This is a genomic window from Xenorhabdus vietnamensis (assembly GCF_002127535.1).
Classification (GTDB): domain Bacteria; phylum Pseudomonadota; class Gammaproteobacteria; order Enterobacterales; family Enterobacteriaceae; genus Xenorhabdus; species Xenorhabdus vietnamensis.
Map to the genome: position 1 here is coordinate 31,000 of NZ_MUBJ01000025.1, position 26,348 is coordinate 57,347.

Below are 26,348 nucleotides of genomic sequence, written 5' to 3' on the forward strand. Positions count from 1 at the left end.
TGCAAAATGGATGGATTAGTGTTTACTTGCCAGATAGGTGCGCTACCGGCCACAACTTTTCAGGTGGTGAATTTCAGTTTACAGGAAGGGCTGTCACAGCTTTATCATCTGTCTTTGACTGTGGTCAGCCCGCTTAACAGTGTGGTACTCAATGATCAGTTGGGCACTTATGCTTCTCTGACTGTCACCCGTAATGGCAAGGTGGAGCGTACGGTCAAAGGGATCGTAGCGGGTGCTTCGCAGGGTAATACTGATGGGCGGCAGACCTACTACACGTTTACTGTCCGGCCGGAAATGTGGCGGATGACGCTTCATCAGGACAGTCGTCTTTTCCAGCGTGAATCCGTGCCGGACATCCTTAAAAAACTACTGAAAGAGCATCGCGTCAAGTCGGACAGCAAGTTTTATGATGACAGTGATCACCACCCCGTTCGGGAATACACCACCCAGAAACGCGAATCTGCCTATGACTTTTGGTGCCGGTTGGCGGCAGAAGAGGGGATTGCTTTCTGGTTTGAGGAAGAACAATTGTTTTTCAGTGACTCCCATTTGGGAATGACGGCGGATCTTAACCTGACTTACAACACTCAGCCCAATACCGATGATAAAGATACTACCGCTTGGCAGTGGCAATACGGGGAATACCTCTGTCCGGATGAATATATCCATAAGGATTACAATTATCTTCGGCCTTCCCAGCCCTTGCAGACTCAGGCAAAGCTACCCCAAGGCGGACGTCATTCAATATTTGAAAGTTATGGGCGTTTTCCGGGGAGTAAAGAAGGTCATCCATTGGGTGAAGTGCGCCTTAACCAACTGAACAGCGAAAGTAAGCAGGGCTCAACTCAAACCAATTGTATTCAGTTGCGCCCCGGCAAAATTTTTATCCTGAAATCCCATCCCATTGCATCTATGAATGACCGCTGGCAGGTGGTGACCGTGAATCACTATGGTTCCCAGCCACAGGCGGCAGGGATTGCGGGTGAAGGTACTACGTTGACCAATAACGTCACTTTTATTCCGGGGAAAGACGATTGGCGGCCGCCGTACCGTTACAAACCGCTGGCCGACGGGGATGAACTGGCAACAGTAGTGGGGCCGCCGGGGGAAGAGATTTTTGTCAACGAGCACGGTGCCATTAAGGTGCATTTTCACTGGAACCGCCATGATACGCCGGGGGACGGCTCTTCCTGCTGGGTGCGTGTGGCACAGGGCTGGAACGGCAATGGCTTCGGTTTTATGGCGATACCGCGTATTGGTCAGGAAGTCATTATCTCTTACCTGAACGGTGACATTGATCGTCCTATTGTGACGGGGTGTAACTACAATGGCCTGAACCGTCCGCCGCTCGATTTACCCGCACAGAAAACCCGCACCACCTTCAAGACGCGTACCCATAAAGGTGAGGGATTCAATGAACTGCGGTTTGAGGATGCGAAAGGCAGTGAAGAAGTGTTTATTCATGCCCAGAAGGATATGAATACCAAAGTGTTAAATAACCGTACCACGCAGGTGCAGGGTAATCATACTGAAACGATTGACGGTAATCAGGCCGTTATTGTGAAAAAAAATAAACAGGAAGTTGTGCAACAGACCAGTACCGAAGTGGTCGGGATGGCCAAGACCCTGAAAGTGGGACAGGCTTATACCATTACCGTAGGTGCCAATATGACGACCTCCGTCTCCATGAGCCAAAACGAAACGGTCGGTATGCAAAAAAGTATTTCTGTGGGGCAAAAACTGACTATCTCGGCCGGTAAGGTGATTGAATTGAAATGCGGTAACAGCACATTGCGTATGGACAGTTCAGGCAAAATTACCATCAAAGGAAAAACGTTTCTGTTTGATGCCAGCGGCCCTGTGCAAATCCACGGCAAAGACATTGATTTGAACTAAGGAGACAGGACGGTGGAATTGAAGAATCTCACCCCTTTTTCGGTGATGAATTATCGAATGCTGGATACCGAAGATCAGGAATACGATGTTGTTGCCATGAAAGTCGGTTATCAGCTATTGCCTGCGGGTAAGGGCGAATATCTGGCCGAACTGCTGCCGGTGATGGATTTGTGTGTGCAGGATCAATACCGGGGAGGGTTGAACATCTCGCAGGTATTGAAGGAAAGTGATCTGGCACTGTTTAAACCTAAATGTGACGTGATCGTCAATGGTACGGCTTATGCGCCGGAAGGCAAGCCTTGTCCCTCTTTTCCTATTCGCCTGTCAGTAACGGATGCCAATGGCGACATTTTACTGGATAAGACACTGAATATTACAGGTGAACGGGAATTTTTCCGCCCCGATAACGGACAATGGCAGCTTTCTGATCCTAAACCATTTAACCGTTTACCGCTTGATTATCGTTATGCCTTTGGCGGGGGATGCCGGATTGAAGCCGAGGATGATAAAGCGGCGAAAGAATTAACAGAGGAAGATAAGCTCTCTCCTGAACAACGCAGCCAACACCCCGATGGCGAAAAGGCTCCCATAGCTCATGCGGTTTGGGAATATAACCCCATCGGCACGGGATTTGTTTTGCCGTGGTATGCAAGGGCAAAAGATTTGCCTCGTTATCCGGCACCGCGTATTACCCATCCCAATGCACCGGTAACTGCACAACATTTTGCCGCGATGCTGTCAGGCTATCTTTCAGCCACAGAACCCGCCAGCCAGCCACAGGGTATAGGGATTATCGGCCGGGCGTGGCTACCACGGCGAACTCTGGCGGGGACTTATGATCAAACATGGCTGGATCAACGCCATCCCTATCTGCCACAGGATTTTGATTTTGGTTACTGGAATGGTGCCCCGCAAGATCAGCAAATTGACTGGCCCTCTACCGATATCACATTGCAATTGACTAACCTAACACCGGATGGCTCCTTACAAACTCAACTGCCGGGGCATCGTCCTTTTATCCTGTTTCGCATGGAAGACGGCGATCTTTTCCCGATTCTGATGAATCTTGACACGCTGATCGTTGATACCGATGCGATGACACTGGAACTGACTTTTCGTCTGCATTTCAGCATTGACTTACCTATCAGAGTCACAGAAGCGCGGTTTGAAATAAATCCCAAAGCCCCCTTAATCACATTTGCACCCCAACCGGAGCAGAATCATGGCGGATAACTATATTGCTCGTAAAGATACCCAATGGCTAATTATCAGTTTGGTTCCCGATGTCTGTAAAACCCCGATGGGTCCCGCCACACCGCCGATCCCTTATCCGGTTATTGCCAAACTGGAAGATACTTCCGCACCGACAACATCGGTGCGTGCAAATGGGCAACCAGTGGTGGTATTCGGGCAAAGTTTTGTCCCGCAGACATTGGGGGATGAGGCGGGAACGGCGATGGGGATTAAAAGTGGCACGGTGGGGGGGAAATGTCACCCGGAAGAACACACACAAACAGTACGGGCTGGTGGCAAATTGACATTACGCCACGGGGATAAATTCTGGATGAATGGGGAATAAGGGAGGAAATATGGCAAAAGGAGCAAAAGATGATAGTCCGACTGGTACGGGGAATACGCTGGGGACTATTGTTGGTCAGCCAAAGCGGGCGAAAAGGCGTCCCAGAGAAGCGAATCCACATGTTAAACCGAGTGAAGAAAAACCTTCTTTCTTTGACTCATTGTTTGGAAAAGGGCCTTCTGACCTTGACCGATTGGGTGAGAGAGCTACTGACTCATTGTTTGGAAAAGGGCCTTCTGACCTTGACCGATTGGGTGAGAGAGCCACTGACTCATTGTTTGGAAAAGGGCCTTCTGACTTTGACCGACGGGGTGAGGAAAATATCCGTAAGATTGTGGACAACATGTTTGGAAAAGGGCCTTCTGACTTTGACCGATGGGGTGAGGAAAATATCCGTAAGATTGTGGACAACATTGCTGATTGGGCTAGTGAGCAAGGCAAAAACTTAGCTGAGGCAGTAAAAAATCCTGGAGAAGCAATAAAAGGGTTTGGAAAGGGGCTTTTTAATTCTGTAATCGATCTTGCTCAAATGATAGAGAAAATTCCTCAAGCGGAATTGGCATTATTAGGAGAAGGATTGAAGTTGGTAGGAGCTAATAAGGTAGGAGAACTATTTTCTAATTTTAGTCAAAAGTATGGAGATATAGTCCAAGGTGCTTTGGGAGCTATGCGTATGGAATTACGTACTCCTGGTGAGCAAGGTGGTGCTTTGATAGGTGAGGTTGTTTCGTTATTTGTTGGTCCTGGTAAGGTAAAGACATTTATCAAAGTAGGTTCTAAGTTTGTGGCTTTTGTTTCTAAGGCCGCTAAAGGGAAAGGAGTAGTGACTGATGTTCTCAAAGCAAAAAAAGCCCTGAATGAAACCAAATCTATCGCTAAAACAGAGAAAGGAAGCCGAGTTAAAGGCGAAAAGAAAAAAGATCAATCGACTAATTCAAAGAAATCAAAAGAAAAAGAGGGCAAGAAAGAAAACGATTCAGACAACCAATCTGATCAAGAACATTCTTCTACGTGTAAAGGTGGCAGTTGTGGAAAAGGAGAACCTGTCGATATCACCTCTGGCGATTATCTACAAACGTTTTCAGTTATTTCCATCCCCGGTTTGTTACCGATTACCTTAACCCGAACTTATCGTTCTACCGCCTGCCTGAACGGGTTATTAGGGCGAAAATGGGCCGATGACTGGTCACGTCAATTAGTGGTAAACGGCGAAACAGTCCATTTTACCGATGCCGACGGGCAGATTTATGATTTTTCTGTGCCGGAAAATCAAGTTTTGGTTCGCAACCGCCATCTTTTGCATTGTTTGTTGACCGGAGAACTTGATGGTGAACTCTGTTTGCTCAACAAACAGAACCAGCAAACTTTCCACTTTAACCATCTTGACGGCAATCAGCGTCGGCTGTCAGCGATCACCGATCGCCATCAGAATCATATTCAGTTTATTTATAACGACCAGCATCAGTTGACTGAAGTTATACGCAATGATGGTTTCCGGTTAACCCTCCGCTATCAGGATCATCAACTGCGGACAGTGGATTACCACTTTCAGCAGATACAACAGCGTCTGGTCACTTGCCATTATGACCAGCACGGTTATTTGGCAGAATGTGATGCCTTTCAGCAAAACCATCTCTGGCATGAATACACCGCACAAGGGTTTATGACCCGCTGGCATGATACGGATAAGACCGATTTTTATATTCACTATGATGAACGTGGACGGGTAATTTCCACCCATTCTTCCGCAGGTTATTGGGACGATCGTTTTATCTATGACGATGAGGCTCGCGTTACCACTTATCTTGATGCTGAAGGCGGAAAAACCCTTTCCTATTACAACCAGAATAATCAGGTGATCCGTGAGGTTGATCCGTTAGGGCGTGAAATCCGTACGCAATGGCGTTACAACCAGAAGGTTTGGGAAATTGATCCACTGGGAGGTTATACCACTTTTGACTATAACAATGACGGTGCGTTAACCGAAATTATTCTACCAACCGGCGAAGCTTTTTACTATGACTATGATGAACACGGCCAGCTTATTGAGGCTACTTTACCCACAGGCGATATCTGGCAATTTCATCATGATAAGCAGGGCAATCTAACCGCTGTCACTAATCCACAAGGGCATCAAGAAGAGTATCAATACGGTATTCACGGAGAATTGCGGCAGCATCTGTTGCCGGATGGTCGGCAATGGCACTATGCCTATGACGAACATCAGCGGCTTGCTGCGGTTATGACGCCAGATGGTCAAACGACAAGTTTGGAACTGGATGAACTGGGGCGTTTACGCCGTACTACCGATGCACTTAAGCAGGAAACCCGTTACCGCTATAGCCCTGTTCATGCCAGCCTCGATAATGGCAGCCTGACAGAAGTTGAATTGCCGGATGGCGTTACCCAGCATATGGAATATGACAGTGAACGGCGTGTTATTGCGGTTACTGATGGAGAAGGCCGCACTACTCGCTACAGTTATGGTGCTTTTGACCTATTGACCCATATTACCCGCCCGGATGGTACAACATTACACTTTGGCTATGATCGTCTCACCCGTTTTTGCTCTGTTACGGCCTCGACAGGGGAAACCTATCGCTATGAGCGGGATGCCGCTGGTCAGATTATCCGTGAAGTCGATTTTACCGGCCGCACCATTGATTATCAGTATGATGCGTTGGGGCGTCGCATTCAGGCTAGTTACCCTGATAATCACTCACTGCGCTGGCATTACTCTTCGGCAGGTTTATTGACCCGACAGGAAACTTGGTATCAGGCGGGAGATAAGGAAGAACTGAAATCGGTTACTACTTATGAATATAACGCCCGTCGCCAGATTATCAGAGCAGCGAATGACGATGCGGTGGTGGAATATGAATATGATGCGAAGGGTTTGCCCGTTTGTGAACGCATTAATGGGCGGGAAATTACCCGTGAATGGAATGATTTTGAACAAATAACTGCGGAAACTATCGGTGAGCATACCCTGCGCTTTGGTTATAACGTGATGGGGGCTGTTAACCATTTTCAGTTTAACCAACATACGCCGCTGACTTTGAGCCATGATGCCTTGGGGCGGGAAGTTGTTCGGGAAAGTGCAGAAGGTTTTATTCTTGCCAGCCGATATACCTCGACAGGGTTGCTGGCGCACCAATCCGCCGGGCGAGCCACAGTGCTGTTTCGTGAAACTTTGGCACAAAATGATCCCCATTTCCCACCACAGGCCACCGCGGTTAACCGTAGCTGGCAATATGACCGTGCGTACAGCGTCAGAAGGATTGATGATGATATTTGGGGACAGACTCGTTACTGCTATAACCAGAATGACCAGATTATCAGCGCCACATTTAATGGTCGGTTACCCTATGAAGAACAGTTCCGCTATGACGCTAATGGCAATTTGAGCCAACATGTGCTGGTGGATGCACAAGGAGCAATTAAGCAATTTGAACAATATCAGCAGGCAGGAAGGGTTATTAAGCGTGGCAATGTCACTTACCGTTATGATGACAATGGTCGGCAGGTGGAAAAAACCGAACACCATGATGGCTTTCGCCTACAGGTATGGCGTTATCGTTGGGATACGCAAAACCAGTTAACCCACTGTGAAACGCCGGATGGTTCACGCTGGCACTATCGCTATGATGCCTTTGGCCGGCGTATCCGCAAGCTGAAAGTGCACGATGGCAAACTGGCTGCGGCTAACCTGCAACGATGGCTGGATGGAAAACCGGATTTAACGGCAAAACCCGATACCATTATGGGGTATGACTATCTCTGGAGTGGTGACCAGTTGGTTGAAGAGGTTCCACTTTATGCGGATGGTACACCTGCCTACGATCGCAGTATTTTCTGGTTGTATCAACCGGGAGCATTAACTCTTTCTGCCCGCTATGAAAAAGGCAAGTTGTATTACATCGTCAGTGACCATCAGGGGACGCCACGGGAAATACTGAGTGAATCCGGTAAGCTGGTTTGGGCAAGTCGGTTGACAACATGGGGAAAAGCTGAACGAATGCCGCTATTAGCTGCCAATGATGAGGATTATTATGTTAGCTGTAATCTGCGATTCGCCGGGCAGTATGAGGATGAGGAAAGCGGGTTATATTATAATCGGTTTCGGTATTATGATTGTGATGTAGGGCAATATTTGACGTTTGATCCGATCGGGCTGTTGGGCGGGATGAACCCGTATGGGTATGTGCACAATCCTACAAGATGGATTGATCCATTTGGTTTAGTTCCTTGCATTGATGGTAATCATGTATATAAAGGTGATACGGGTGGTGGCTTTCATTATCGTGAGAATGGTATTGATCCTCCAAATGCTAAAGTAGTGGATACTCCAGAATCTATTGTTAGAGATGGTAATGGTGTATATAAAGCAAATGTTGAGATAACGGGTAAAGATGGGATTTCTTTACATAAAGAATCAACATTTTTTCCTGATAATTGGAGAGAAGATCAAGTTAGGCAGGCAATATTACAAGCGTTTCAAAATTCGGGGCATTCAACAACTCAAGGAGGACGTTGGTTAGGAAAATATAATAATACAAACCCTTTAATGGGAAAAATTGTTCATGACATGGAAATTAGAGGTTACTTTAATGCAAATAATAGAGGTGGCATAATAAAAACAGCATATCCTGTGTTTAAATAGACCTTGTTTCTAAATTTGTGGAATTTCCTGTTTTTGATCTAGTTAATCTCCCGCCTTAACTAGCGGGAGATTAACCAAATATAGTTTATTATTCCGTCTTATCCCCATACTCACAAAGATCTTCAATAATACAAGATCCACAGCGAGGTTTACGGGCAATACAAGTATAGCGGCCATGTAAAATTAGCCAATGGTGGCAATCCACCTTGAATTCATCGGGCACCACTTTCAATAAATTCTTTTCCACTTCATCCACATTTTTGCCGGGTGCAAATTGCGTCCGATTACTGACGCGAAAAATATGGGTATCAACGGCAATGGTTGGCCAGCCAAAAGCGGTGTTCAGCACAACATTAGCCGTTTTTCGCCCCACTCCCGGTAGCGCTTCTAATGCTGTGCGATCTTCCGGCACTTCACCCTGATGCTTTTCCAGCAAAATCCGGCAGGTTTTAATCACATTTTCCGCTTTGGTGTTATATAACCCGATGGTTTTTATATACTCTTTCAAACCATCAACCCCTAAATCAAGGATCGCCTGCGGTGTATTGGCAACAGGGTATAACTTTGCCGTTGCTTTATTGACGCTGACGTCTGTCGCCTGTGCAGACAGTAAAACGGAGATCAGCAATTCAAAAGGGGAATTGAAAACTAATTCGGTAGTGGGGTGTGGATTGTGATCCCGTAAGCGGGTGAGTATCTCAACCCGTTTTTGTTGATTCATAGCTAATTGCACCTTCAGCTTCTTGTGATATGGCTTCCACAGCCTTTTTCTACATTGTTTTTTTCTATATAGCATTGGCGTTCTTTGTTTTCTGCTCGGCTCTTCATACGTTCATCAATGAGATATTTTCCGGCCAGCATTAAGCCTAGTCCAATAAAGGCACCGGGTGGCAGGATAGCAAGCAGGAAAGGGGAATCCATATGGAGAATTTCAATTCGCAGTGATTTTGCCCAACTACCTAGCAGCAAATCCGCGCCATCAAACAATGTGCCATTACCCAGAATTTCACGTATCGCACCCAGCACGAACAGGGCAAAGGTTGCACCGAACCCCATCGCAAGGCCATCAATCATTGAATGATAGATTGAGTTCTTAGATGCGTAGGCTTCCGCCCGACCAATAACAATACAGTTAGTAACGATTAGCGGAATAAAAATCCCCAATGATTCATATAACCCGAAGGCAAAGGCATTGATGAGCATCTGAACGGCACTAACAACGGACGCAATGATCATCACATAAATGGGAATACGGATTTCATGAGGCACCCAACGACGCAAAGCGGATACGGCAATGTTGGTGCTCAATAAAACCAGTGTAGTGGCTAAACCTAATCCTAAGGCATTGGTTGCGGTGGAGGATACAGCCAATAAAGGGCAAAGCCCCAAAAGCTGCACCAATGCGGAGTTGTTTTTCCATAGCCCCTGAATAAATAGATTTTTGGTTTCATTCATGATTATTTCTCTCCACAAGTTGGCAGCGAAGACAGTTGTGCTGGTACTTTTTCCAGATAAAGGGTTGTCCGTTTAACGGCATTGACAACGGCACGAGGTGTAATGGTTGCACCGGTAAATTGGTCAAACTCTCCACCGTCTTTCTTAACTGCCCAGTTGTCATCGTTCTTTGACATCACTTTCTTACCAGAAAAAGCATAGATCCAATCGGAAATTCGGGTTTCAATTTTGTCTCCCAAACCTGGGGTCTCATGATGCTCAGTCACACGAACACCTAATACTTTGCCGGAGAAATCAGCCCCCACCAATAATTGAATTGCGCCTGAATAGCCATCAGGCGCTGTGCTTTCCAATGCAGCAGCAACCGGAACGTCATTTTTACGGGCGAGATAAAGACGGTGAGGTTGATTATTGCCCAATACTTTATCTGTCACCAGATAGCACTCATTTTGCATATCATTATTATAAAAGTTAGGTGAAACAACTTGATCCAACAATACCTTATGTTGTGAAGCCGCTTGTTCTGCGATGCGATCTTTTGTCAACGAATAAATAATTGCTGTTAATCCTGTCGTACAGGCGGCGAAAATTGCGAGGGTAATACCGTGACGACGCATAGTTTCTAACATGGTAATCTCCTTTTCTATTTATGGCCGTAAGCACGAGGCTGAGTGTAATGGTCAATAAGCGGTACACATATGTTTGCCAGTAATACCGCAAAGGCAACAGCGTCTGGGTAACCACCATAGACACGGATTACCCAGATAAGCCCACCAATGATGGCCCCGTAAATCAGGCGACCTTTTGGTGTTGTTGATGCACTAACCGGATCGGTAGCAATAAAAAAGGCACCTAACATGGTTGCGCCGGAAAGGAGTTGCAATAATGGTGGTGAATAGCGAGTGGGATCAATAAGCCAACTCAGTAATGCACAGGCACCTAATGATAAAATAAATGCCGTTGGGATTTGCCAGTTAATGACTTTTCGGTTGAGCATAATCAGGCCACCGGCCAAATAAGCAATGTTAACCCACTGCCAGCCAATGCCCGCCAGAACGCCTTGTAGAATAGGTTGTTGCAATACCTCATTAATATTATGAGTGAGTCTGCCAGTTTTAAAACTATCCAGTGGTGTTGCCTGACTCAATCCATCAATGCCTTGTTGCAGTTGTAATAAAGTAGAACCATCTGGCGTATGTCCTGTGAAAATGACCATCAGACTATCCCACGGCGTTAAAGTGAATGCCTGTAAAGAATCCGGTGGCATCCAACTGGTCATTTGTATAGGAAATGAGATCAGCAGAACAACGTAGCCAACCATGGCAGGGTTAAACGGGTTTTGTCCAAGCCCCCCATATAAGTGCTTAGCGATAATGATGGCAAAAAATGTTCCGAGCATGATTAACCACCATGGTGCTAATGGTGGCAGGCTAATCCCTAAAAGTAATCCTGTAACTAAAGCAGAATTATCTTTGAGATAGGGAAGTACTAATTGCTTTTTTAACGCAATAGCAGCGGATTCAGCTAATAATGCGATAATGACAGCCAACGCGATCTGGAACAAAGTTCCATAGCCAAAAAAATAGGTCTGTGCAGCAATACCGGGTATGGCAGCTAAAACCACCCAAAACATAATTTGGCTGGTACTTTTTTGATTGTGTGTAAAAGGCGAACTCGCGACTTTTAACGGGTTATTGTCAGTCTTTACTGGCCTAAATTTCATCGATGAATTTCACTATTCTGTTGTAATTTTTTGTTCTTCTTGAGCTTGAGCCGCTTTTTTAGCTTTGGCACGAGCAATAGCCGCTGCGACAGCGGCTTTACGTGGGTCGGTTTCTTCCGGTGCTTCGGAAACCGCTTGTGGTGGTATCGGCTCCGGCTGGTTTTGCGCGGCTTTCTTGGCTTTGGCACGGGCAATGGCTGCTGCGACAGCCGCTTTACGCGGGTCGGTTTCTTCCGGTGCTTCGGAAACCGCTTGTGGTGGTATCGGCTCCGGCTGGTTTTGCGCGGCTTTCTTGGCTTTGGCACGGGCAATGGCTGCTGCGACAGCCGCTTTACGCGGGTCGGTTTCTTCCGGTGTTTCGGAAACTGTTTGCGGTGACATTGTCACTTCTTCGCTGCTTTGGGCTGCCTTTTTCGCTTTTGCTCTGGCTATTGCAGCGGCGAGGGCGGCTTTACGCGGATCACTGTCTTCACCCACCGATGTTGATGTATTTGCATCCAAGCCTGTAGGGGCTTGTTTTTCTGCCTGATGGGCACGCAACTGTTCTTTTCTGGCCTTACGTGCTGCAATCGCCTCTTCATTATCAGGTAATTGTCCGGCTTGTATAGTTATCGTTTCTCCGGCAGTTGTTTGTTTTTCTTTTACACGGGCAAGGGCGGCTTGAATAGCATTCTGATCTTTACTATCGACTTGAACTATAGACTTTTTATGGCGTTCTTCACGAGCCAGTTTTTCTCGTTCCATACGCGCTTGTTTAGCCTCAAACCGAATTTTGGCTTCAACCGAGCGACGTGTCTCAGCATCAAGGGCACGTATTTCAGCTTTTTCCTGTCGATAGTATTGAACCAGGGGAATATTGCTTGGGCACACATAAGCACAAGCACCACATTCAATACAGTCGAATAAATTGTGATTTTTGGCTTTTTCATGTTCTTGCCCACGACTGAACCAATAAAGTTGTTGAGGTAATAATCCAGCCGGACAGGCTTCAACGCATAAGCCACAGCGAATACATGCCTCTTCAATCTCTTTTGGTTCCATCTCTTGTATTGAAGGCGCCAGAATACAGTTACTGATTTTTACAATGGGAACACTCAAGTCAGGTAGAGTAAAACCCATTAATGGCCCACCCATAATGACCATCTGTTCTGATCCTGATTTAAATCCGGCTTGTTGTAACAGGAATTGAACCGGTGTACCAAGGCGGGCCCAGAAATTACCGGGAGAGGTTATAGATTCTCCCGTTAGTGTGACGACACGCTCAATTAATGGCTCTCCATCAATAATGGCTCGCTTTATAGCGACTACTGTACCCACATTTTGCATAAGAACGCCGATATCAGAAGAACGTCCACCAGAAGGAACCTCTTTTCCGGTCAGGATCTTGGTAAGTTGTTTGGCGCCACCAGAAGGATATTTGGTTGGAATAACTCGCACAATGATGGATTTATCACCATTGAGAGCGGTATTTAGGGCATTAATTGCGCCGGGTTTGTTATCTTCGATACCGATCAATACCTGCTTTGGATTGAGCAGATGCATCAAAATACGGATACCTGCAATAACTTCTTCCGCATGTTCCTGCATTAAACGGTCATCAGCGGTGATATAGGGCTCACACTCTGCGGCATTGATGATCAAAGTCTTGAGGTTGTGTCGACCACCTTTCAGTTTTGTTTCAGTAGGGAAACCCGCACCACCTAAGCCGGCAATACCTGCTTGCTGAATGCGTTTCAATATTTCATTAGCATCCAGCGTTGTATAATCAGCGGCTTGATTACGTTCTATCCATTGATCTTTACCATCAGGATGCAACCGGACACAAAGTTCTTTTAGTCCAGAAGGGTGTGCTGTGACGCAAGGTTCTATTGCGGTAATTGTTCCTGATGTGGAGGCATGAACAGGCAGAGTTTTACCCATTCCAAGCGTCAATGCCTGGCCTTTCAATACCTTATCACCCACTTTAACCCGCAGTTCACCTTCTGGCCCCAAATGTTGCTGTAGGGGAATAATTAATTCATCCGGCAATGGGGCATGGCGTAACGGGGTGCTGCTGGATTGCAGTTTCATTTCCGGTGGATGGATGCCACCATCAAAATCCCAGATTCTATTCTTGTTAAGTAAGTTGAGCAGATTAAACATTGATTTTAACCTCAACAGGCTTAGCAGGAGAGAACAAAGTCGGCTCTGGTGTTGCGGGAATGTTTTTTACTGGAATGGTGTTTAAATCCCATTTCCAATTTGAGGTAGTGGTAGCAACTGGGATCATCGTAATGCAATCTGTTGGGCAAGGCGCGACACACAGGTCGCAACCTGTGCAGAGATCTTCAACAACGGTGTGCATGGCACGATTTGCGCCAATGATGGCATCCACAGGACACGCTTGAATGCATTTCGTGCAGCCTATGCAATTTTCTTCATCAATGAAAGCCACTTTTCTGGCAGGATTTTGAATACTATCATCGCCATCCAGCGGCTGCGGCTCAACACCAAGCAACTCAGATATCTTGATCATAACTTGCTCGCCACCGGGAGCACATTTATTGATCATCTCGCCATTGTTGGCAACTGCTTCCGCATAAGGGCGACAACCGGGATAGCTGCATTGCCCACATTGGCTCTGGGGTAATAAATTATCAATTTTTTCAACAATCGGATCTTCTTCTACTTTAAAACGACGAGCAGCAAAACCCAGAATTAAACCAAAGGCTAACCCCAGTGCTCCTAACACGCCGATAGCAACCCATAATGACATCATTAGAATTTCACCAAACCACTAAAGCCCATAAATGCGAGGGACATTAATCCCGCAGTAATAAGCCCTATCGATGAACCACGAAAAGGGGCAGGAATATTGGCAACAGCCAGACGTTCCCGAATGGCGGCAAATAGCACCATGACAAGGGAAAAACCAGCCGCAGCGCTGAAGCCATATACGGCAGATTGTAAAAAGCCGTGGGATTGATTGACGTTCAGTAATGCAACACCAAGTACAGCACAGTTGGTTGTAATCAGTGGCAAGAAAATCCCTAACAGGCGATACAGTGCTGGGCTGGTCTTGCGGACGACCAATTCAGTAAATTGTACGACGACTGCAATGACAAGGATAAAGCTAAGAGTTCGCAAATAAACCAAATCAAGCGGGACAAGAATAAAAGTGTTTATCAGCCATGAGCTGATAGAGGCAAGGGTGAGAACAAAAGTTGTTGCCAGCCCCATACCTATGGCGGTTTCCAGCTTTTTGGATACCCCCATAAAAGGGCATAACCCCAAGAATTTTACTAAAACAAAGTTATTGACCAAAACTGTGCCAATGAATAACAAAAGGTATTCAGTCATTGCTATACCTGAAAATAATATATTAGAAAGTGGAATACTGCTTATATAGTCTGAATAGAAATTCCCCACACTTAAGTGGGGAAAGCGGGGCAATCATAACAATCAATTATGGGGTATGTTATCGATCTTGTGTGAAAGTCATTTTTACGCGATGTGAGCGTTTAATATAAGGAGTGAAAACGGCAGCAGCCAGCAATGACCATAATAGGGAGCGTATTGCCATTTCATCAGAAATAGGGGAAAAAGCGAAAGTTTTTATCGCAATCAGCACAGACACCATCAGCCAAATAATAAAAATACGTGGGAATTGTTTTGAGCGAGTAAAAAGTAACTTCAATACCCATACAGTAAAACACCACATTATTGCCGTGGTTAATACAGAGGTATACCACAACGCGGTAAAGCTACCACTGATTTGATGAATTGCTTCATTTTTATGGGTAAACATCATCGTATATAACAGCAGCATAAAACTGGCTGCGATTAATGTCATTATTAGGTATGCAGCGGGCGCTAATAACCAGCCGTTGATGCGATAATAATCATTGGATTGATACATAAAAAGTCTTCACTCCATCATGAGTGTCTTTAATATAGGAAAAAGATTATAGGAAAAAGATAGTAGCACAGGAATCAGGATTATTTGATAACGTGTGATAGGTGATGATATTTTCTGACGCCTTGTCACCAGTTTATGGTATTACGAACCATGATATTACGATCATTTTTTAGAGGTGGTTATGAGTGATTTTTTAAAAGTGGGTTTGGTTGGTTATGGCTATGCAAGTAAAACGTTTCATGCTCCCTTGATTGCAGGGACATCCAATGTTGAATTAGTTGCAATCTCCAGCAGTGATGCAGATAAGGTTAAAAAAGATTGGCCTATGATATCAGTCGCTTCTTCGCCAGAAGCTCTTTTCAATGATCCCACTATTGACCTTATTGTCATCCCAACACCAAATGATACTCACTACCCATTGGCGCAAAAGGCGCTGGCTGCGGGAAAACACGTTATCGTTGATAAGCCTTTTACCATTACTGTAGAACAAGCTCAATTACTGAAAAAACAAGCGGAAGAAGCGAATTTATTGCTGTCTGTGTTCCATAATCGTCGTTGGGACTCTGGTTTTTTGACAGTGCAATCAATCATTAAAGAAAATAAATTAGGGGCATTGAAATATTATGAATCCCATTTTGATCGTTATCGTCCCTCTGTTCGTCAGCGTTGGCGCGAAGCTGCCGGGGCAGGTAGCGGTATTTGGTATGATTTAGCTCCCCATTTACTGGATCAGGCGGTTCAACTCTTTGGTAAGCCACAAGCTATCACAACAGATTTAGGTATGATCCGCCCGAATGCAGAGACTGCGGATTATTTTCATGCGCAGCTTACTTACCCTGATTTGAAAGTTGCATTACATGCAACCATGCTCGCAGCGGCAGAGTCACCTATTTATACATTGCATGGTATGGCTGGCAGTTATACCAAATATGGACTTGATACACAGGAAGAGCGCTTGAAAGCAGGAGAAAGGCCGCCACGGGCAGACTGGGGATATGATGCACGAAATGGTTATATGACGTTGTCACAAGGTGAGGTTTTGGTTACGCAAGTTATCCCAACTATACCGGGTAACTATGGAGCTTATTATGCTGCTGTTCGTGATGCGATTTTGTTTGGAAAACCTAACCCAGTGACTGCCAGCGAAGCTATTTTGATCATGAAGCTGATTGAAGCAGGTGAAAAATCAGCAAAAGAACAACGCACAATTTTAATTGATTAATTACACGCTGGCAGGTAGGCAAGGGGAGCTATATTGATGAATGTGTTGCAAAAATTAAGAATCGATCCTTTTTTGGTGATATTGATTACGGTGGTCATCATTGCATCGTTCTTTCCTTGTGAAGGCGAAGCTAAAAAGTGGTTTCAGTATTTAACAACGGCTGCTATTGCGTTGTTATTTTTTATGCATGGCGTGAAGTTATCGCGTAGCGCTATTCTGTCAGGGATAGGACACTGGCGGTTGCATTTGGTAATTTTCACCAGCACTTTTATCTTGTTTCCCACATTAGGCATGGGATTAAGTTTTATCGTTCCAGAATGGATGTCACCGACGGTTTATATGGGATTTCTTTATCTTTGTGCCTTGCCTGCCACAGTACAATCAGCTATCGCGTTTACTTCAGTTGCTGGTGGAAATGTTGCTGCGGCAATATGCAGTGCTTCTGCTTCAAGCTTATTGGGCGTATTTTTGTCTCCATTGTTGGTTGGTTTTTTAATTCAACAAACTCATGAAGGGGGTATTCATACCGATACATGGAAAGCGATAAAAGATATTATCTTGCAGCTGATGGTACCTTTTATCGCAGGGCATTTATCGCGTCCTTTGATTGCCAGTTGGGTGGAAAGACACAAAAAACTGGTCAACATGACGGATCGTTCTTCTATATTGCTGGTGGTCTATGTTGCATTTAGCGAGGCGGTGGTGGAGGGAATTTGGCATAAAGTCGATGCTTACTCACTTCTTATGATTGGGATCGTCTGCTGTATTTTATTGGCTGTTGTGTTAGTCATGAATGTATATAGCTCGCGTTTGCTGGGATTTAGCAAAGAAGACGAAATTACCATTGTATTTTGTGGTTCGAAGAAAAGCCTGGCGAATGGTGTGCCGATGGCTAACGTCCTGTTTCCTGCGTCAATGGTTGGTATGATGTTGTTACCATTGATGATTTTCCACCAGATTCAACTAATGGTCTGTGCTGTACTTGCTCAGCATTATGCTCAGCGCCTGAGGGCAAAAAAGGCAGAGTAGTTTTCTGCCTTAAGAGTACTGTTTTTGAAATGCTATTTTTGTAAAAATTTGGAACAAGTAGTATTTCTTAGCGGTTGGCAACTTTGTATTTCAGGGCCTGTTTTTCTGCTTCACTGAGAAACGCAGTTGCTAATCCATTAATTTGCGCTTGTCTGATCAGGGCTGGAGACAGTCCTGCTGCTGGCGCCGCAATATTATATTCATGACGAATTTCAATACCTTCTACTGCCGGATCATCTGTATTGATTGATGCCAAAATGCCATGTTCAAGGAATTTTTTCAGCGGATGAGCTTGCAGGGAGCAGACTGTGCTGGTTTGAAGGTTTGAGGTCAGGCAGGATTCAATACCAATGCCGTGTTCAGCCAGATAATCCATCAGGGCAGGATCGGTGATTGCTTTCACGCCATGTCCAATACGAGTAGCCCCTAACTCACGAATCGCATGCCAAATGCTTTCCGCACCTGCTGCTTCACCTGCGTGTACACTAATATTCCAGCCTGCATCACGCGCTTGGTTAAAATGTTGCTCAAAGAGATGACCAGGGAAACCCAATTCATCACCTGCCAGATCTAATGCGGTGATATGTTGCTTATGGGCAAGCAATCCGGATAATTCTTGGGAGCAAGCTTTTTCACCAAATGTTCTGCTCAGGATGCCAATTAGGCGGATCTGAATATCATGCTGCTGACTTGCTGATTGGATACCATCGATGACTGCTTCTACGACACCTTCAACGGAAAGTTGGTGCTTCATGGCCATGTAATAAGGGGAAAAACGCAGCTCCGCATAATCAAGACCTGCATTGACAGCATCTTCAACGTTTTCAATGGCAACCCTGCGGCAAGCTTCTAAGTCGGCCAGAACAGTAACACCCCAGTCCAATTTTTGTAGAAAGCTAACGAGGTTAGGCTCATTTTCAATAATTTGGACATGAGGGCGTAATGCTTCCAGTTCATAGGCCGGGAGTGGGATATTATGTTGACGGGCAAGATCCAAAATGGTTTCGGGACGAATATTACCGTCAAGATGACGGTGTAAATCGGTCAGTGGAAGTTGTATGTCAATCATTTTTTTATCCTTCTTATCAAATTTTATATATACAAAAAAGCCAGTCAACACGTTGACTGGCAAGAAAGTGAAAGCACTATTGATATCTTAGTGTTAGCAATATGTTAGCTGAATAGGTTCTTTAACCTAAAGCATGTACTTTCTTGTAGGAGAACCCGAATTTCGGGTTCTGGTTATTTGTTATGGCGACTGTTATTCAGCTAGTTACTTATTCAGTGGCCGGAAGTTCAGACTCATTATCATGCTGACTTTCTTCACCATCCGCATCATCATAGGATTCGGCAAGACTATTATCAAGCAGGAATTGATGTAAGCTGGACTCTTTGTCGTTTAATTTAACTTTGTCATTAGCATAGTGGAAGTTAAGGCCAATAACTCCATTTTTATTGGTGATAAATTTACTTCCATTGCGTACAACAGCTTGTACTTGCTGCTCAACTTCAATTTTAGTGGCGGCTTTGTCTTTACCGTCTAGCTCATTTGCTTGTGCGATAGATTCTATTAACATAGCTTTAGGTATGTTAATGTTCAATGATAAATCTTTAACCAAAGAACGGATCATTTCTTCAGGTTCCATACGGTATACCGTATTTTTATCTTCCGGAATGTTTTGTAAGGAAAGTCTGAAATCCACTGAACTTTCACCTTCACTGTTTTTCCACTTGAAAGGTGAAATGCTGAATTGTGGATTTTTGTTCAGGAGTAGGTGCAAGTTACTGAGAATAGTGTAGGAAGTCATATCATTAGATAATCCATCCACAGTCAATGTTTTTTGTCTTGCATCATTATAGGCCTGATTAAATTTACGCACAGACTGACCATCTAACTTTTCCAGGCCCAGTTCTAACTTACCGGAACCTAATTCTATATCCTTAATTTTTACACCATCAATGCTACTGGTAACTTTGATATTTAGATTCTCTTTATCCTCGTGTGAATTAGTAGTGATTTTTATCCCTTTGAGAGAAATATTGGGTTCATTAGGAATTCCATTTATGCTGAATTCGCCAACGCTATAACTTTGATCGCCTACATAAGTATCGAAATTACCTTTTTTATTATCCCCTTTGAAATCAATTCCTTTAAGCGAAATTGTTTCTTTTTTGGCAGGATCACTGAAAGATAATTCTTCACTTTTTGCAGTGAATGAAAATACGCTTAAATTGCGGTCAGTATTGGCGCTGATTTTTGCTCCTGCAAATGATAGAACCCGATGATCACCATTTTTATTGATTTTGGTATAATTAATCGGGATAAAATCAATATTGGCAGAGAGTGAACCACTATAGCCAACGTTAGTATCTGCTCTAAACAGTGATTTCCCATCTGTGAAATTAAATAATTCTTTTAGTGCATCGCTTTTTTCAAGTTCTGAATGGATAGAAGCCATTTTCGGCACCAGACTGAATGTTTTCAGATTGGAAATGGGGAATGGCCCGTGATCAATAGTCGATTTGAAAATAATTTCTTCATTTGGTTTAATTCCCACCTCTTTCATACCGCCTTTGGTGGTTAAGATCAAACGGACATCAGAACTGAAAATACCTCGTTTGAAATCTTTTGCTTGCCATTCGAACCCACTTTCAGGTGCTGAATTTTTCAGTTCAATGTTTGTTTTTTCTATGAAGCGATCTAAACGACTTTCAAGTTGCTTACCTGTATACCATGACGCTCCGGTCCATACAGCACCCAGAGCAACAACAATGCTTACTGCAACTAACGATCTTTTCATGTGAGAATTCCGTCCTTTTAACGCATATAACATGGTAAATGTATGCGTTTTGTTTTTATGCCAAAAATGGTTGTTAAGTGTATAGTCTAGCTAAAGTGATTTTAATCAGTTTTCACTGAAAATGTGATTAACAACCTATGAAAATAATCATAACCATATGAATATAGATGAATTAATTAGATACTCTAGCTATTTTCCCGTTACCGTAAATAGTTACGGTTCTCTCTATAGCAGATAAGAAGATTGATTCACCTGAGAATAGTCTCAATTGCTGCTTATCAGTGCTGATAACCGCATGTCCTTCAGCACAAAACAAAATCGATGCTGAATCATTTTCCAATGAAAATGGTTGTTCTGAAACAGAATAAACAGAAAAACAAAAATCATTGACCGGAACAGGGTAATTTAGGGCATCTTTTTCCTGTTTTGGTATGGTTAGCAAAGTATCGGTAGATTTTGGAATAAAGTCCAGATTCGCCATTAATTCGGGAACGTCAATATGTTTGCCAGTTAAACCGGCACGCAGGACATTGTCAGAATTAGCCATAACTTCTAATGCTACACCGTCAAGGTAAGCATGAGGAGTGCGGGCATGTAAAAACATTGCTTGGCCTGGCTTGAGTTCAATTACATTGAGCAGGAGAGGGGCAAATAAACTATTATCATCGGGATAAAATAAAGTTATTTTTTTTATGGTATCCCACGGTTCACCCTGATAACTGTTTAATGCTGATTTTAAGACTGCGATTGCCAAGTGTTTTTGTTCGCCTTGCATATTGAGTAACTGTGAAAATAGAAACGATAAGTTTTGCTCGGTTGGATGATGGAGGAATGTCTGAATATCTGGATGTGCGGCAGAAACATAACCCAGCAATTGCGTGATCTCAGATAAAGGCCTAAAAGCATTCATGGCCTTGAACGGTGTCAATGCATAAACCAACTCAGGTTTGTGATTATCGTCTTTATAGTTGCGCTGTGTTGAATCTAAAGGGATTCCCTGAGCATTTTCTTTAGCAAAGCCTATTTCAGCCGATATCTTGTCAGGATGCACTTGAATAGACAGTGGTTGAGCGGCACACAATACTTTGAACAAGAAAGGTAAACGCTGGAATTGCTGAGCAACCTTTTCTCCGAGATATTTTTCTGGTGCTTTGTCAATTAAGGTATTCAAGGCAATAGTTTCGCCCGTTTGAGGATCTGTGATCTGCGAACTACATTTCGGATGTGCTCCCATCCATAGTTCTGCCATTGGCTGATTGTCAGGGTTCTCGATACCATAAATATCCGTTAGGGCAGTTTTACTTCCCCAGCCATAATGTTGGATGTTGTTGGTCATTTTCAGCATGGCGTAATTTCCTACTAATAAAAAAGTAAATTAATTTATAGACAACAATACAATAAACACGATTAGGTCGCATTATCGATATCAAATTTATGGCATGATAAAAAATGCCGACTAATTTATCTGCAAAGTTTGTTGCGGCGTATTCAATTATTCTGTGTGCTAAGGAGATAGTAATGGCAGCCACTCGCATTGAAAAAGACTCAATGGGGCCTATAGAAGTACCTGCTGACCAATTATGGGGAGCGCAAACCCAGCGCTCACTGGAGCATTTCCGCATTTCTCAGGAAAAAATGCCTGTTGCATTGATTCATGCTCTTGCATTGACTAAACAAGCAGCAGCCAGCGTCAATATGGATCTTGGTCTTCTACCCAAAGAACGTGGTGATGCAATCATCGCTGCGGCGAAAGAGGTGTTGGAAGGCAAGCATCCGACAGAATTCCCTCTTGCTATCTGGCAGACCGGTTCGGGAACTCAAAGCAACATGAATATGAATGAAGTGTTGGCGAACCGTGGTAGTGAGATCCTTGGGGGTGAAAGGGGCAATGAGCGCCTGATTCATCCTAATGATGATGTTAATAAGAGCCAAAGCTCTAATGACGTTTTCCCCACTGCCATGCATGTTGCGGCAGTAATTGCAGTACGTGAACATCTGTTACCAAAGCTAAAAGTGCTACAAAAAACTCTGGCAGACAAAGCTGAAGCATTTAAAGATATCGTAAAAATTGGCCGTACTCACTTACAAGATGCAACGCCACTGACCTTAGGCCAAGAAATTTCCGGCTGGGCAGCTATGTTGACGCATAACTTGAAACACATTGAAGATAGCATTCCTCATGTGTGTGAACTGGCTTTGGGTGGTACAGCGGTGGGAACTGGCCTGAATACTCATCCTGAATATGCAGTTCGTGTTGCTCAGAAAATTGCTGAATTATCCGGCCAGCCTTTTGTAACTTCACCAAATAAATTTGAAGCACTGGCAACTTGTGATGCGTTGGTTCATTCACATGGTGCATTGAAAGGTTTAGCTGCATCATTGATGAAAATTGCTAACGATGTTCGTTGGTTAGCTTCTGGTCCTCGTTGTGGCATTGGTGAAATCTCCATTCCTGAAAATGAGCCAGGTAGTTCTATCATGCCAGGCAAAGTGAACCCAACTCAATGTGAAGCAATGACCATGTTATGCGCCCAGGTTATGGGTAACGATGTGGCGATCAATATTGGTGGAGCGTCTGGTAACTTTGAATTGAACGTATTCCGCCCGATGGTTATTCATAACTTCTTGCAATCTATTCGTTTGCTGGCGGATGGTATGCGCAGTTTTAATGAGCATTGTGCTATTGGTATTGAACCTAACCATGATCGTATCACCCAGTTGCTGAACGAATCACTGATGTTGGTAACTGCGTTGAATACTCATATTGGTTACGATAAAGCTGCAGAGATTGCCAAAAAAGCGCATAAAGAAGGCCTGACCCTGAAGCAGTCAGCACTTCAGTTGGGATATTTAACTGAAGTTGAATTTGATGCTTGGGTTCGTCCAGAAGATATGGTTGGTAGCATGAAGTAATGCTTGTTATGAGCAAATAATTCACTTACGTTACTGAATTAAAAAACCGGAGTAAATGTTCTCCGGTTTTTTATTAGGGAAATGTTGGAGTGCCTTAAATTACTGCCACTTTAATTCCACAATTCTATTTTATTCACAAGCCCATCTGCTTTATAGAAGACAATGTACCTTATTCAGTTTTTTTGCATCTTAGATTTCTCTGTATAGATGTAGGCGAGGAATTACCAATTCAAGTGGTTTGGCTTTAGGCTTATGCCTATGTTTAATTGCATTGGCGTTGTAGTTAGACAACGTACCGAGTTTGGGTTCGATTTTTTTATCTTCTGTACAGAAAACAATAACAGGAATCGGGCAAGCATATTGAACTTGTTTTTGTATTTCTGAATACCATACACGAGTAATAGGTTGTACTTTAACTGGCCGTTTAATTTTCAATACCACATCATCGGGTAGTTTCTTGATATCTGTAATCTCTAATGCTACTAATGCTGTCCATTGTTCACTGGAGTAGGGTGGGACTGCTCTTCCTGCATTATGGCTTTTTTCCAGACTTTCCAGAACTTGTTGCTTGGTAAGCTTATTAATGATGTTCTTATTGGCCCAGCCAAAATTAATAGAATCAGGGTTTAATAGGGGAGTGATAGTACGATAAGCATTCAGGGTAATGAGGCCTCGTAAGTGTTCATGAACGAATTCAAAGCGTTGCTCTTTACTAACACCTGATTCTTTGGTAACGATATTTTCCAGCTCTATTTTTAATTGATTTACTTCATCAATTATTTCCATTGCTTCTTTATGTTGCTGGTGGTTGACAGTAAAGCATAGTGCTCCAGGAAGGCGGCTCGCAGCTTTGCTGCTGATATTAGGATTGTTATGGTGTATAAATAGTTTTTGGTAGAAGTGTAAACCTATATTTAGTGCCTCTTTCCCGGATAGTGGATTGACTATAATTTCGGTTACTTGTTCATGTTCTGCGCCTTTCTCTATTTTAGGTAATTCAAATGCCCGGGCATCAATAAGGTTATAATCCGTTAACAATCTGACCAATTCAGCCAATTTTTCTTCTTGTTTTTTGAAGCAATTTGTCAGTGATTCTATTGAAAGATACTTATTCATAAATATTCTCATTTATATCCAATACTTACATTTTTAGTTACAACATACTATTTAACCAAACTAAATACAACCTTGAAACACCTATATAAAGCCTATTAAAACAACTAATTTTCGTTCCTGAAAATCAGCGCTCACCTGACCTGGTTAATTATTTTAGGAGTGAAGCAAGTAAGGCTGTTTCTCAGGTTAATCTAACCGAGAATTACAAATGGATAGCAGGAGAAAACTTCACACTGGCAGATATATTCATGTCACACATTCTTCTGTGGGCAAAATTATGCGGGATACCTATGGATAAGAACATCGAACACTACATCGACAGGGCAATGAAAACTCTACAATAACAACTAAATACAAAAAATAAGAACACAAACACCAAAAAAATGGATATTTAACAAAATTGAATATAGAAAATGAAAAATAAGCTACCCACATTACTTCAATGTATATCACTTAGAAAAATGCCGACATAAACTTTCAATTAAGTTTATGTCGGCATTTATATTTTTTCTTATTTTGGTAATTTATTGAGTTTAAAGCCTAAATAAATAGCTATAATTGTTAATAATGAAATGAATGCAGCAACACCGTTCCATGCAAAATGGAACCAGAATACTCCACCTAATGTCCCCACAATACTAGAACCAGAGTAATAACAAAATAAGTAAAGTGATGAAGCTTGTGCTTTTGCTCGTTTAGCCCTTTGTCCTACCCATCCACTAGCCACTGCATGGGCGGCAAAAAAACCCGTTGTTAGAATCATCATTCCTAGAATAACTACCCAAATGGGGGAGAATAGGGTGATTACACAACCAACCAACATTACACCAATGGCCACTAACAACACTTTTCCTCTGCCATGTTTATTTATTAGCGTACCAGCTTTAGCTGCGCTGTAAGTTCCTGTGAGATAAACGATAGAAAGTAATCCAACGATAGCTTGGCTCAAGTGATAAGGCGTTTCTAATAATCGATAGCCAATGTAGTTAAACATGGTGACAAAGCTCCCCATAATTAAAAAAGCTTCAGCGAATAGAAGGGGAAGGCCTTGATCACGAAAGTGTATCTTCAAATTTATAAGTAACGTTTTAGGTTTTAGTGAGCTTGATTTGAAATGCTTGGATTCCGGAAGCAGCTTCCAAAATGTAATGGCGGAGATTAGAGCAAAAGCGCCTAATAAAATGACTGCAAATCTCCACGAATAGTAATCTGAAATTACGCCAGTAATCAAACGTCCACTCATTCCTCCTATTGAGTTACCACTAATATAGAGTCCCATGGATAAAGCAACATAACTGGGATGAATTTCTTCACTTAAGTAGGTCATTGCAACAGCAGCAACTCCACTGATAGACAAACCTACTAATGCTCTGATAAACAAGATCCCATGCCAACTTGGTACTACGGCGCTTAAGAGAGTAAAAATGGCGGCAGCAATCAGTGATATTACCATGACATTTTTACGACCAAATGCATCGGATAAAGGACCTGTGATTAGCAAACCCAGAGACAACATACCGGTAGAAAGTGATAGCGCTAAACTGCTATTGGCTGGTGAGATGTTAAATTCTTCTGACAAAATAGGCAAAATAGGTTGGATAAAATAGAGCAATGCGAAAGTTGCCAGCCCAACGGTAAAAAACGAAAGAGTGACATGTAGATATGCAGTATCTTCACGTTGAATATAATGCTGTTTACTTCTGTGTCCTGAATTAATCGTGTTTTCAACGCCAGAGACTGCTGATTTTTCACTGACGCTTTGGATTGTATTCACGCTACTTCCTTTTCCTTATTCAGATAAAACGAACGTTAATTACTTGATTTAGATCAAGGATAGGAATTCAAAAATATTTTGTCTAATATATTAATAGTTAGGAACAATACTTTAAAAGTATCAATTGGGTGATAGATAATGACTACTAACATTGAACTTAGTACTACAGCCGTAATTGCTCTGTAAGCCGATGATCTCCCCGGCGGCGATAGTGACATAGTTGCGCCCGGTATTGATGCCGCCGTCTCCAGTCTGACCAATGTAAAATCTGTTCTATTG

21 protein-coding genes are annotated in these 26,348 nt (G+C 43.4%); 8 read left to right on the plus strand and 13 right to left on the minus strand.

Annotated features, from left to right (window positions below):
- Positions 1-6: 6 nt before the first annotated feature.
- The 4 genes from tssI to Xvie_RS17275 are packed head-to-tail and all read left to right on the plus strand — an operon-like array spanning position 7 to position 8,138.
- Positions 7-1,896: a type VI secretion system tip protein TssI/VgrG gene (tssI, locus tag Xvie_RS17260; RefSeq protein WP_086110414.1), complete on the plus strand. Its 1,890-nt coding sequence runs from the start codon at positions 7-9 to the stop codon at positions 1,894-1,896.
- 12 nt (positions 1,897-1,908) lie between these two features.
- Positions 1,909-3,129 (plus strand): DUF2169 family type VI secretion system accessory protein, encoded by a 1,221-nt coding sequence (locus Xvie_RS17265; protein WP_086110415.1) that lies wholly within the window; start codon positions 1,909-1,911, stop codon positions 3,127-3,129.
- Entirely contained in the window at positions 3,119-3,475 is a 357-nt protein-coding gene (locus Xvie_RS17270) for a DUF4150 domain-containing protein (RefSeq protein WP_086110416.1), read from the plus strand. The genes Xvie_RS17265 and Xvie_RS17270 overlap by 11 nt, the downstream gene beginning before the upstream one ends.
- Positions 3,476-3,485: 10 nt before the next feature.
- Positions 3,486-8,138 (plus strand): RHS repeat-associated core domain-containing protein, encoded by a 4,653-nt coding sequence (locus Xvie_RS17275; protein WP_244175704.1) that lies wholly within the window; start codon positions 3,486-3,488, stop codon positions 8,136-8,138.
- An 88-nt stretch (positions 8,139-8,226) separates the two neighbouring features.
- Here Xvie_RS17275 and nth read toward each other — a convergent pair whose 3' ends face one another.
- The 8 genes from nth to Xvie_RS17315 form a co-directional block, all read right to left on the minus strand.
- Positions 8,227-8,859: an endonuclease III gene (gene nth, locus Xvie_RS17280; RefSeq protein WP_086110418.1), complete on the minus strand. Its 633-nt coding sequence runs from the start codon at positions 8,857-8,859 to the stop codon at positions 8,227-8,229.
- Positions 8,860-8,873: 14 nt separating this feature from the next.
- Positions 8,874-9,593 carry an electron transport complex subunit E gene (locus Xvie_RS17285; protein WP_086110419.1) on the minus strand — a complete coding sequence of 240 codons (720 nt, stop codon included), beginning with the start codon at positions 9,591-9,593 and terminating at the stop codon, positions 8,874-8,876.
- Between the two features lie 2 nt (positions 9,594-9,595).
- The gene (gene rsxG, locus Xvie_RS17290) at positions 9,596-10,222 is read right to left on the minus strand and encodes an electron transport complex subunit RsxG (protein WP_086110420.1); all 627 of its coding nucleotides are present in this window, start codon (positions 10,220-10,222) and stop codon (positions 9,596-9,598) included.
- Positions 10,223-10,236: 14 nt separating this feature from the next.
- On the minus strand, positions 10,237-11,316 hold the full coding sequence (rsxD, locus tag Xvie_RS17295; RefSeq protein WP_086110421.1) for an electron transport complex subunit RsxD: 1,080 nt from the start codon (positions 11,314-11,316) through the stop codon (positions 10,237-10,239).
- A 12-nt stretch (positions 11,317-11,328) separates the two neighbouring features.
- The gene (rsxC, locus tag Xvie_RS17300) at positions 11,329-13,458 is read right to left on the minus strand and encodes an electron transport complex subunit RsxC (RefSeq protein WP_086110422.1); all 2,130 of its coding nucleotides are present in this window, start codon (positions 13,456-13,458) and stop codon (positions 11,329-11,331) included.
- Positions 13,451-14,074 (minus strand): electron transport complex subunit RsxB, encoded by a 624-nt coding sequence (rsxB, locus tag Xvie_RS17305; protein ID WP_086110423.1) that lies wholly within the window; start codon positions 14,072-14,074, stop codon positions 13,451-13,453. The genes rsxC and rsxB overlap by 8 nt, the downstream gene beginning before the upstream one ends.
- The gene (gene rsxA, locus Xvie_RS17310; protein WP_086110424.1) at positions 14,074-14,655 is read right to left on the minus strand and encodes an electron transport complex subunit RsxA; all 582 of its coding nucleotides are present in this window, start codon (positions 14,653-14,655) and stop codon (positions 14,074-14,076) included. Before rsxA ends, rsxB begins: the two co-directional genes overlap by 1 nt.
- A gap of 118 nt (positions 14,656-14,773) precedes the next feature.
- On the minus strand, positions 14,774-15,214 hold the full coding sequence (locus tag Xvie_RS17315) for a DUF2569 domain-containing protein (protein WP_086110425.1): 441 nt from the start codon (positions 15,212-15,214) through the stop codon (positions 14,774-14,776).
- 181 nt (positions 15,215-15,395) lie between these two features.
- Between Xvie_RS17315 and Xvie_RS17320 the strand changes: the two genes are divergently transcribed.
- Both Xvie_RS17320 and Xvie_RS17325 read left to right on the plus strand, forming a co-directional pair.
- Complete coding sequence (locus tag Xvie_RS17320; RefSeq protein WP_086110426.1) at positions 15,396-16,436, plus strand: oxidoreductase; 1,041 nt, start codon at positions 15,396-15,398, stop codon at positions 16,434-16,436.
- A gap of 36 nt (positions 16,437-16,472) precedes the next feature.
- The gene (locus Xvie_RS17325; RefSeq protein ID WP_086110427.1) at positions 16,473-17,465 is read left to right on the plus strand and encodes a bile acid:sodium symporter family protein; all 993 of its coding nucleotides are present in this window, start codon (positions 16,473-16,475) and stop codon (positions 17,463-17,465) included.
- Positions 17,466-17,532: 67 nt separating this feature from the next.
- On the opposite strand, the gene add is transcribed toward Xvie_RS17325, so the two are convergent.
- The 3 genes from add to manA form a co-directional block, all read right to left on the minus strand.
- The gene (gene add / locus Xvie_RS17330) at positions 17,533-18,534 is read right to left on the minus strand and encodes an adenosine deaminase (protein WP_086110428.1); all 1,002 of its coding nucleotides are present in this window, start codon (positions 18,532-18,534) and stop codon (positions 17,533-17,535) included.
- Positions 18,535-18,742: 208 nt separating this feature from the next.
- On the minus strand, positions 18,743-20,266 hold the full coding sequence (locus tag Xvie_RS17335) for a YdgA family protein (RefSeq protein ID WP_086110429.1): 1,524 nt from the start codon (positions 20,264-20,266) through the stop codon (positions 18,743-18,745).
- A 172-nt stretch (positions 20,267-20,438) separates the two neighbouring features.
- Entirely contained in the window at positions 20,439-21,611 is a 1,173-nt protein-coding gene (manA, locus tag Xvie_RS17340) for a mannose-6-phosphate isomerase (RefSeq protein WP_086110430.1), read from the minus strand.
- Positions 21,612-21,784: 173 nt separating this feature from the next.
- On the opposite strand from manA, the gene fumC reads away from it, so the two are divergent.
- Positions 21,785-23,179, plus strand: coding sequence for a class II fumarate hydratase (gene fumC / locus Xvie_RS17345; RefSeq protein WP_086110431.1), 1,395 nt, complete (start codon positions 21,785-21,787; stop codon positions 23,177-23,179).
- A gap of 189 nt (positions 23,180-23,368) precedes the next feature.
- Here the strand turns inward: fumC and tus are convergent, their stop codons facing one another.
- A complete protein-coding gene (gene tus, locus Xvie_RS17350) occupies positions 23,369-24,295 on the minus strand; it encodes a DNA replication terminus site-binding protein (RefSeq protein WP_086110432.1) in 927 nt (308 codons plus the stop codon).
- Positions 24,296-24,435: 140 nt separating this feature from the next.
- Here tus and Xvie_RS23375 point away from each other — a divergent pair, with 140 nt between their 5' ends.
- Complete coding sequence (locus tag Xvie_RS23375) at positions 24,436-24,639, plus strand: glutathione binding-like protein (RefSeq protein WP_244175705.1); 204 nt, start codon at positions 24,436-24,438, stop codon at positions 24,637-24,639.
- A 167-nt stretch (positions 24,640-24,806) separates the two neighbouring features.
- On the opposite strand, the gene Xvie_RS17360 is transcribed toward Xvie_RS23375, so the two are convergent.
- A complete protein-coding gene (locus Xvie_RS17360; RefSeq protein WP_086110433.1) occupies positions 24,807-26,069 on the minus strand; it encodes an MFS transporter in 1,263 nt (420 codons plus the stop codon).
- Positions 26,070-26,348 lie beyond the last annotated feature (279 nt).